3 protein-coding genes are annotated in these 2,188 nt (G+C 31.3%); 1 reads left to right on the top strand and 2 read right to left on the bottom strand.

The window, feature by feature from the left end:
* Window positions 1-203: 203 nt before the first annotated feature.
* Entirely contained in the window at window positions 204-1,085 is an 882-nt protein-coding gene (locus GQO80_RS15635) for a glycerol kinase (RefSeq protein ID WP_157209293.1), read from the bottom strand.
* 225 nt (window positions 1,086-1,310) lie between these two features.
* On the opposite strand from GQO80_RS15635, the gene GQO80_RS15630 reads away from it, so the two are divergent.
* A complete protein-coding gene (locus GQO80_RS15630) occupies window positions 1,311-1,811 on the top strand; it encodes a hypothetical protein (protein ID WP_157209292.1) in 501 nt (166 codons plus the stop codon).
* 136 nt (window positions 1,812-1,947) lie between these two features.
* Here the strand turns inward: GQO80_RS15630 and GQO80_RS15900 are convergent.
* On the bottom strand, window positions 1,948-2,188 hold a 241-nt coding region (locus GQO80_RS15900; protein ID WP_232333209.1), incomplete at its 5' end, for a hypothetical protein.

Below are 2,188 nucleotides of genomic sequence, written 5' to 3'. Positions count from 1 at the left end.
GCTCAATGAAACTCAAATTCTCGTATTTCTTTAATCCTTTTTGAGTTCCAGCTCTAATTTGTTCAGCATTCAGGTGTGGTATTTTTTCTTCTTTACTCATTTTTTCAACTTGTGCCTAACGGTTCTGCACTAGGCAATGTGGCGCTTTCTCTCGAGTATAATTGTTGCGCCATTTTGCTTAGTGCATGTTATTTGCATTTCTTTTATAATACATTGATTCCGAACTTCCTTAATTTTCGTGGTAGAACATCATCTAAATTTTGAATATCATCGTCATTGAGTTCTATTAAACTGAAGTTCTCATTAGCATAGATTTCTAACTTTTTCTTTTTTCGTTCTGCATATTTTTGATTTTCTTCCATCCCCCAAAACTCAATGAATACTTTTCCTTGGGGTATATAAAAATCAGAAATCACTTCTTCTTCAATTCCAGGTAATCTTCTTTCGTAAGCATGAGCAATTCCATTGTTATATAAATAATCATCAATCATAGCCTCAGCTCTAGATCTTACGCGATGTCCATCCTGAGTTCTATATTTTGCTTCATGTTTTTGTCTAAACTCATCGGTATTATTTTCTTTTTCAACGTTGGTTGATGAATTTTCGTCATATTTCTTTCCAGTCGCAGCGTTAATAGAATTTAATACATTTTTATTGTTCAATATTGACTTATCCCATATTACGAATGGTGCACCATTCTGGGCTTCCATTTCATATCCACCATTTTTACTTCCGAACTTTGTTAAATGCCATCCACTGATATTAGATTTTTCAATCCAACCAAGTTCTGCTAAAATTGAATTAATCCTTTGAGCGGAAATATTGAAATGACCTCCAATAGTTGTCGAATTTATGGTATCCTCTTTACGAACTTCCTCTTTGAGATTTAAATTAATTGGCCAAACTATATATTCCCCAAATTTTGGGTTATATTTCATTTCACCACCTACCATTTTTCCTTCTTTAGTTAAATGCCATTGGTCATCTTTCTTGTACATCCAACCTTTTGAGGTCAACTGTTCAAACAAATCCTTGGAATCAATGTTTCTTTCTTTAGCTAATGCGGATGTTGATAATTGTTTCATCTATTGTTGTGTCTATGTTTTAATTGCAAATAACGAGTTTGTATATGAAAAGTAACGTGTAAATAAACGCTAAATTTTCGTATGTCCGTTGTGTTTTTTGTTTGCCGAAATTCTAGGCTCGGCACTTGCCTAGTTATTTTTTATATACTGTGTTGGCGTTTCGTTTTTTATTCTGCGTTTTGCCATTCAGTCCTATTATTTTTCTAAATTAGTCAAAATTATTTTATGGCGTTCTCCGAGGATATAAAATCAGACTTCCAATTTTTAGATGACATTATTTTAGAAATAGGTTCTACTAAAGGCAAAGGATTAACTATTTATAATATCTTTGAAAGATTCTATGGTCATTCTCCTGTGACTGATTCTAATACAATTCTTAATTTCGGCAGACAATATCCTAGTTTAGCTGACACAACTCTTTCAATAGATGAGTTTTTTGATAAAGGGGAAGCTTTGGATTATGAATTTTCAAAATTAGAACAGGCTTTACTTTATTTAGAGTCCGAAAAGATTTTATATAAAATCACAGACAATACTTATGAACTTACTTATTTTGGAATCACAAGACTTTCAAAAACTTTTGTCGATGATTATATAGAATCCGAGAATCTAAAAACTTTAGAGAAAAGAAAAACTTACATAACATTAACTATTTCTATAATTACTTTTTTACTCGGTTTGGGTTTAAAACCTTTTCTTTTATTTGTATTTAGTCTTTTTCAATAATTTCTCTTCGTATTCTTTCATTAGTGGATTTTTATATCTGTTTATTTTAGGCTTTATCCAAGGATAAGCAAACCATTGTAAAATCGGTGGATAATTATTTTCGTTAAAATCCATATTGTAGAATGTGTGCCATCGTCTATATTCCGAACCTTTCCAAAATCCTATAATAAATATAAGTAAACAAATTAGTATTAATGTAAATATTGGATGTATTGAAATTTCCATTGTGTTTATTCAAATGAACGCCAACGGTTTCGGCTCGTATGTTTACGGCAGGGTCGTTAATTGAATTTAAAAATAGTAAATTTCTGATTAATAATGCAAGTAAAAATAGAAGGGATAGAGAGGTCTCGGCTAGATACACAGGTTTATCGTGA

Source organism: Mariniflexile maritimum (genome assembly GCF_009746565.1).
In the GTDB taxonomy this organism is placed as follows: Bacteria; Bacteroidota; Bacteroidia; order Flavobacteriales; family Flavobacteriaceae; genus Mariniflexile; species Mariniflexile maritimum.
This window is presented reverse-complemented; position numbering and strand designations above follow the sequence as displayed.

Bases quoted from the DNA above. Each gene is read 5' to 3' on its own strand.
- GQO80_RS15635 (WP_157209293.1), bottom strand. From the start codon at position 1,085: ATGAAACAATTATCAACATCCGCATTAGCTAAAGAAAGAAACATTGAT.
- GQO80_RS15630 (WP_157209292.1), top strand. From the start codon at position 1,311: ATGGCGTTCTCCGAGGATATAAAATCAGACTTCCAATTTTTAGATGAC.